7 protein-coding genes are annotated in these 5,881 nt (G+C 71.0%); 2 read left to right on the top strand and 5 right to left on the bottom strand.

Annotation, left to right across the window (positions count from 1 at the left end):
* Positions 1 to 301: 301 nt before the first annotated feature.
* The 5 genes from ADL15_RS11145 to ADL15_RS11125 form a co-directional block, all read right to left on the bottom strand.
* Positions 302 to 916: a CE1759 family FMN reductase gene (locus ADL15_RS11145; protein WP_067687997.1), complete on the bottom strand. Its 615-nt coding sequence runs from the start codon at positions 914 to 916 to the stop codon at positions 302 to 304.
* The gene (locus ADL15_RS11140) at positions 913 to 2,034 is read right to left on the bottom strand and encodes an LLM class flavin-dependent oxidoreductase (protein ID WP_067687994.1); all 1,122 of its coding nucleotides are present in this window, start codon (positions 2,032 to 2,034) and stop codon (positions 913 to 915) included. The genes ADL15_RS11145 and ADL15_RS11140 overlap by 4 nt, the downstream gene beginning before the upstream one ends.
* 124 nt (positions 2,035 to 2,158) lie before the next feature.
* Positions 2,159 to 2,683, bottom strand: a complete 525-nt coding sequence (locus ADL15_RS52855; protein WP_067687991.1) for a DUF6529 family protein — start codon at positions 2,681 to 2,683, stop codon at positions 2,159 to 2,161.
* The gene (locus ADL15_RS11130; RefSeq protein ID WP_067687989.1) at positions 2,684 to 4,564 is read right to left on the bottom strand and encodes a serine/threonine-protein kinase; all 1,881 of its coding nucleotides are present in this window, start codon (positions 4,562 to 4,564) and stop codon (positions 2,684 to 2,686) included.
* Positions 4,565 to 4,608: 44 nt separating this feature from the next.
* A complete protein-coding gene (locus ADL15_RS11125; protein ID WP_067687986.1) occupies positions 4,609 to 4,893 on the bottom strand; it encodes a pyrophosphorylase in 285 nt (94 codons plus the stop codon).
* Between the two features lie 126 nt (positions 4,894 to 5,019).
* Here ADL15_RS11125 and ADL15_RS11120 point away from each other — a divergent pair, with 126 nt between their 5' ends.
* Both ADL15_RS11120 and ADL15_RS11115 read left to right on the top strand, forming a co-directional pair.
* On the top strand, positions 5,020 to 5,469 hold the full coding sequence (locus ADL15_RS11120) for a WXG100-like domain-containing protein (RefSeq protein ID WP_067687985.1): 450 nt from the start codon (positions 5,020 to 5,022) through the stop codon (positions 5,467 to 5,469).
* Position 5,470: 1 nt separating this feature from the next.
* Positions 5,471 to 5,881: hypothetical protein (locus tag ADL15_RS11115; protein ID WP_198170719.1), on the top strand; the 411-nt coding region annotated here is incomplete at its 3' end.

Here is a 5,881-nt window from a genome sequence, read left to right as displayed (position 1 = left end):
GGGCGGGTCCGGGGCAGGGCGATCAGGTGGCGCCTGATGTCGGGTTGGTCCGGCGCGGCGGCGCGAGGCGGTGGTTCCGGAGTGGAGGTGGCCACCTGACCAGCGTGGGCAGCGGAGCGTAGTGGTGTCGATCCCCTGCGTGTGCCAACCGTGAGGGTGAACCGGGACCACCGGATACGCCCGGGAGTGGCCCAGCGATCCGGTGGATCGCCTGCGTGGCCGTGATGGCCCGGGACTGTGCACAGGTCGTACAAAATGAGTGACGGCCTGGCGAAAACGCCAGGCCGTCAGTGAAAAGCGGTCAGAGGGACTTCATCATGTCCTCGAAGTCGGCCGTGAGGGCGAACGGGTCGGTGACCGTGGCCGGTTCGCGGCGTTCGAGTTCGCGGGCCAGTTCGGCGGCCGCGCGGTCGATGCGGCCGCGCAGGGGGCCCTCGACCGAGTTGGCGCCCCAGTCGTCGCTGGCGGCGAAGACCGCGGTCGGGGTCGGCAGCGCGCGGAGGTAGGCGAACAGCGGGCGCAGCGCGTGCTCCAGGACCAGCGAGTGGCGGGCGGTTCCGGCGGTCGCGGCGAGCAGGACCGGCTTGTCGAGCAGCGCGTCCTGGTCGAGCACGTCGAAGAACGACTTGAACAGGCCGCTGAAGCTGGCACTGAAGACCGGGGTGACCGTGATCAGCGCGTCGGCGGCGGCGACCGCGTCCTGCGCCTGCTTCAGCGCGGCCGGGGCAAAACCGGTCAGCATGTGGTCGGTGATCTCGTGGGCCAGGTCGCGGAGTTCGACGACCTGGACGTCGAGGGTGACGCCGAGCTGGGCGGCGGCCCGCACCGCCGCCGCGGACAGCTGGTCCGCGAGCAGGCGGGTGGAGGACGGCTGGCTGAGGCCGGCGCTGATCACTACGAGGTTGCGCTGCTTCATGCCTTCACCTCTTCTTTGATCTCGAGTTCTTTGATCTCGAGCTTGGCGGCGTCACGGGCGGCGACCAGCGAGGCGTGGGTCGGCGCGTCCGGGACGTGGGCCGGCTTGAGGGCGGCGAACTCCTTGCGGAGCACCGGGACGACCTCGCCGAGCAGGTCGAGCTGCTCCAGCACGGTCTTCAGCGGCAGGCCGGCGTGGTCCAGCAGGAACAGCTGGCGCTGGTAGTCGCCGACGTAGTCACGGAACTTCAGGGTCTTCTCGATGACCTGCTGCGGGCTGCCGACGGTCAGCGGCGTCTCCCGGGTGAAGTCCTCGAGCGACGGTCCGTGGCCGTAGACCGGGGCGTTGTCGAAGTACGGCCGGAAGTCGTTGATCGCGTCCTGGCTGTTCTTGCGCATGAACACCTGGCCGCCGAGGCCGACGATGGCCTGGTCGGCGGAGCCGTGGCCGTAGTGCTCGAAGCGGTCGCGGTACAGCTTGATCATGCGCTGGGTGTGCGACGCCGGCCAGAAGATGTGGTTGGCGAAGAAGCCGTCACCGTAGAACGCGGCCTGCTCGGCGATCTGCGGGCTGCGGATCGAGCCGTGCCAGACGAACGGCGGGACATCGTCGAGCGGGCGCGGCGTCGAGGTGAACGACTGGAGCGGCGTACGGAACTTGCCCTCCCAGTCGACGACGTCCTCGCGCCACAGCCGGCGCAGCAGCGCGTAGTTCTCCAGCGCCAGCGGGATGCCCGCGCGGATGTCCTTGCCGAACCACGGGTAGACCGGGCCGGTGTTGCCGCGGCCGAGGGTCAGGTCGACCCGGCCGTCCGCGAGGTGCTGGAGCATCGCGAAGTCCTCGGCGATCTTCACCGGGTCGTTCGTGGTGATCAGCGTGGTGGCGGTGCTGAGCTGCAGGGTGCTGGTCTGCGCGGCGATGTACGCGAGCGTGGTGGTCGGCGACGACGAGAAGAACGGCTCGTTGTGGTGCTCGCCGAGCGCGAAGACGTCGAGGCCCACCTCCTCCGCGTGCTTCGCGATCGTGACGATGTCCTTGATCCGCTCGGCCTCGGTCGGGGTCTTCCCGGTGGTGGGGTCGGCGGTGATGTCGCTGACGCTGAAGATGCCGAATTGCATGACCCGCTCCTGAAACCTCCGGCCGGGGCTCGTACGTCCCGGACTACCCCGCACAACCTTGTTGACGGGGAAACTATTTCAGATTCAAACAACTTCGGCTGCGGCGCGGGTCACACTTTTCTCGTCAGCTCAGGAAATACCAGAGTGCGGACGTCAGCCAGATGCCGACCAGCGCGGTGAAGACCAGGCCACCGGCGAGCGGCAGCACCCAGGAGCGGCCGGTGTCCGGCTGGCTGAGGACCAGCATCTTGGCCACGAACGCGCCGTAGAACAGGCAGCCGAGCAGCGAGTGGGCCAGCACCCGGGCGCTGTCGAAGCCGAAACCGAGCGCGTACAGGCAGTGCACCGCGACCGGCAGCGAGAGCAGCACGGCCAGGCGGCCGCTCCAGCGGTGCACGACGGCGGTCCAGGGCGGTGACGGCAGGCGGCCGTAGAGCGCGAGTGCGGAGATCAGCTGGATGGCGGCGAGGACCACGACGCCGGTGGTCAGGGCGGCCTTCAACAGGATCGGCTGCCCGAGCGTGCCGAGGAAGGAGAGCGCGGACGGGTCGTGCAGGCGGCCGTAGACGCCGAGGCCGACGGCGACACCGACGCCGGCGACCGGGGGCAGCCAGAGCAGCGGCCGCCGCGCGGTCTGCGGTGCCGTCATTTAGAAACCCTCGCCACTGTCGACGTCTATCGCGGTGGCGCCGACAGTGGTGCCGTCGACGGTCGTGGTGCGGCCGGTGACGTCCAGTTGCGGCGCCGGGCCGACCTCGTCGCCGTCGGTGAGCACGCCGACCTGGCGGCCGTCCGGCAGCACGATCCAGGAACCCTCCACCTTGGCGCCGCGCACCTCGGCGGACGCCCGGTAGAGCCCGGACGGCTTCTTCGCGACCTTCAGGGTGAAGCCGTGCTTCTCGCCGAGCAGAGTGATGTCACCTTCGGCGCCGCGCGCGTCGAACGTGCCGTCGATCTTGCTGCCCTTGCCGGACAGCTTGAGCACACCGTTCTCGGCGGTGCCCCTGAGCCAGGCCTCGACCCGGTCGCCGTCACAGACGTAGGCGATCGCGATGCCGTCCCGGATCGAGATGGCCAGGGTCCCGGCGTCGTCCTCGACGAACCCGGCCAGGGTGACCCGGATCAGGGCCGGGGCGCTGGTGGGCGAGTTGGTGGCGACCGGGTCGGTGGGCGGCAGGGTGGCGCCCTGGCCGGCGGTCGCGGTGGCCGCGGGCAGGCTCGTCACGCCGACCACGGCGTCCCGGCGCGGGTCACGGTCGTCGGCGGAGGCGATGTTGACGCCGATCAGGGTCGCGGCGACGGCCGCGAGCACCGCGAGGGTCACCAGAGGGCCCCGGCGCCAGCGAGGCGGTCCGGCGGGAGGCTGCGGCGCTTCCGGGGGTACGGAGGGAGGCGTCACGCCGGGCCTCAGCCGCGTCTCCCGGATCTCGGGGTCGGTGGGTGCGGTGCCGAACTGACCGGCCCACGCGTCGACGGGGTCGGGGGTGCTCGCGGAGCTCGGGAACGCGCCGGCCCAGGCGCCGCCAGTGGCAGCGCCTGCTCGGCTGGCCGCCGCGGCCGCTCCGTTGGCGGCCGGTGCGCCGCCTCCTCCGCCGGCAGCCGCCGCCCCTGCCGCCGCTCCTGCTCCACGCAGCGTGGTCTGCCGGGAGAGCGGGCTCGGCCCCTGGGCCGCGGCCGCGCTCTCCGGGCCGGCCGCGGCCGGCCCGGAGGCTGTGGCGCCACCCAGCGGCTGGGGCGCGCGGGGGAACCCGCCCGCGGGCTGGGCCGACAACGCGCCGGCGTCCGCGAGGCTGCGCAGATAGGACGCCAGGCGCCGGGCCGTCGGGCGCTGGCGTGGGTCGGGGAGCAGGCACGACCGGGCCGGGCCGGCCAACTCGGCCGGCAGCGCCTCCGGGTCACCCTGGGAGTCCCCGGTGATCATCTCGACCAGCAGGACACCGAGGGAATACACGTCGGCCGCGGCGGTCGGCGGCGCGCCCTGCCAGATCTCCGGCGCGGTGTAGCCGGGTGTGCCCCCGGCCACCCCACGGTCGGCGTCCAGCAGCAGCACCGCCACCCCGAAGTCGGTGACCCGGGTGACGGGTGGGTCGGTACCGCGTACCAACAGGAGGTTTTCGGGTTTGAGGTCGAGGTGCACGACGCCTTGCGCGTGGGCGGCCGCGACCGCGCCGGCCACCTGCGCGACGATCGCGGCGGTCTCGGCCGCACCGAGCCGGCCATCGTGCTGCGCGAGATGGCGGCGCAGGTCGGGACCGTCCACGAAGTCCATCACCAGGGCCACCGCGCCGCCCTCGACGACCAGGTCGCGGAGCCCGACGATGTTGGGATGGTCGAGGTCGCGGAGCGCCGCCTCCTCGCGGAGGAAGAGCTCACGGACCCGGCGGTCGCCGGCCAGCTCGGGGCGCAGCAGTTTGGCCGCTAACGGTGGCCCGCCGGAGCGCCGCACGGCTCGCCGGACGACGGCGAGGGCGCCTCGTCCGATCTCTTCGTGCAGCACGTATTCCCGGCCGAGCGCATCCTGATCGGCCATCCCCGTACCCTTTCCGGAATTGATCTAGCGGACCGGAAGACCGATTATGATCCGCCGCCGGCGGTCATGATGTTCTGAGCGATCTTCTGCAGCTGGTCACGCAATTCGTCCAATTCCTGCTTGGCCTTGTCGAGTGCGGCTTTCGTCTCCGGCCAGGTCTGATCGCGGAACTGCTGCGCCAGCGGACCATCCCAGACGTCCGGGTTGGACAGCATCTTCCCCTGCGCGTCGAGCTGCGAGATCTGGTCGGTGAGCCCACCGTTGATGATCGCTTGGACCTGCTGAATAGACGTCTTGGCCTGATCAGTCGAGAGTACTCGTCCCGGCATCGATCCACTCCCCCGAATCATGATGATCAATTTTGACTCTGTCTTCCCGGACTGCCATTGTCGTCACAGGAGACCTGTCACCGCAAACACTCTTCGTATTCTGTGGACAACCACGGGGAGAGAACGATGGTCGATCTACGGGGGATTTCCGAGGACGTTCCATACGACCGTGAGGCCGCCGACCGGCTGGCCGGGCAGCTGCGCGCCGCGGCGGACGCCTGCGACGGGCAGATCCCCCGGCGCACCACGATCGCGTCGCACGCCGCGCAGGAGTGGCGCGGTGTCTACGCCCGCCAGTTCGGTACCCGGATGGACATCTGCACCGGCGACGCCCGCCGGCTCGCCACCGCGATGCGCCAGGCCGCGCAGCAGGTGGACGAGCTGAGCCGGCTCGCGGCCGAGGAGCAGTCGCGCCGGGAGAAGGCGCGCGCCTGGCAGCAACAGCAGGAGGACGAGGGCGTCCTGGACAAGATCGGCGACTTCTTCTTCGGCGAGGACGACCTGCCACCGATCCCCGACCCGGTCACCCCGCCCCGCTTCACGTCGCCCGCCCCGGCCACCGCGGCCAGGGAGTGAGATGGGCACGAGCTCCGCGCGGCCGGACGACCTGGACGACTTCGTCCGGGACAGCCGCGCGGCGGACGACGAGCTGCGCACCTGGTCGACGCAGTTGCGCAGCGCGTACGGGGAGTTCCAGGACGGCAACCAGTGGGGACATCTGGACGCGACGTCGCTGCTCACCGCGTTCGGGACGTACATCGATCTGAACGAGGCCGACGCCAAGTGGGTGGCGCAGATCGCGGCGGCGTTCCGGGCCGCGGGTGGTGACGGTGACCTCGCCCGGCTTCCGGATGCCGCGATCGCCGCGAGCCTGCGGGCGGCTGGTTTGGGCGGCGGGCGCGCTTCGGTCACTTTCGACGACCCGATTGCGTACGGGTTCCCGCCCACCAGCGGGTTCGCCGACGATCCGGTCAACACGGCGAGCGGC

It is taken from the genome of Actinoplanes awajinensis subsp. mycoplanecinus (genome assembly GCF_001509495.1).
GTDB lineage: Bacteria > Actinomycetota > Actinomycetes > Mycobacteriales > Micromonosporaceae > Actinoplanes > Actinoplanes palleronii.
The sequence above is the reverse complement of the archived record's forward strand: the minus strand, read 5'-3'. Positions and strand labels throughout refer to the sequence as shown.

Bases quoted from the DNA above. Each gene is read 5' to 3' on its own strand.
- ADL15_RS11145 (WP_067687997.1), bottom strand. From the start codon at position 916: ATGAAGCAGCGCAACCTCGTAGTGATCAGCGCCGGCCTCAGCCAGCCG.
- ADL15_RS11140 (WP_067687994.1), bottom strand. From the start codon at position 2,034: ATGCAATTCGGCATCTTCAGCGTCAGCGACATCACCGCCGACCCCACC.
- ADL15_RS52855 (WP_067687991.1), bottom strand. From the start codon at position 2,683: ATGACGGCACCGCAGACCGCGCGGCGGCCGCTGCTCTGGCTGCCCCCG.
- ADL15_RS11130 (WP_067687989.1), bottom strand. From the start codon at position 4,564: ATGGCCGATCAGGATGCGCTCGGCCGGGAATACGTGCTGCACGAAGAG.
- ADL15_RS11125 (WP_067687986.1), bottom strand. From the start codon at position 4,893: ATGCCGGGACGAGTACTCTCGACTGATCAGGCCAAGACGTCTATTCAG.
- ADL15_RS11120 (WP_067687985.1), top strand. From the start codon at position 5,020: ATGGTCGATCTACGGGGGATTTCCGAGGACGTTCCATACGACCGTGAG.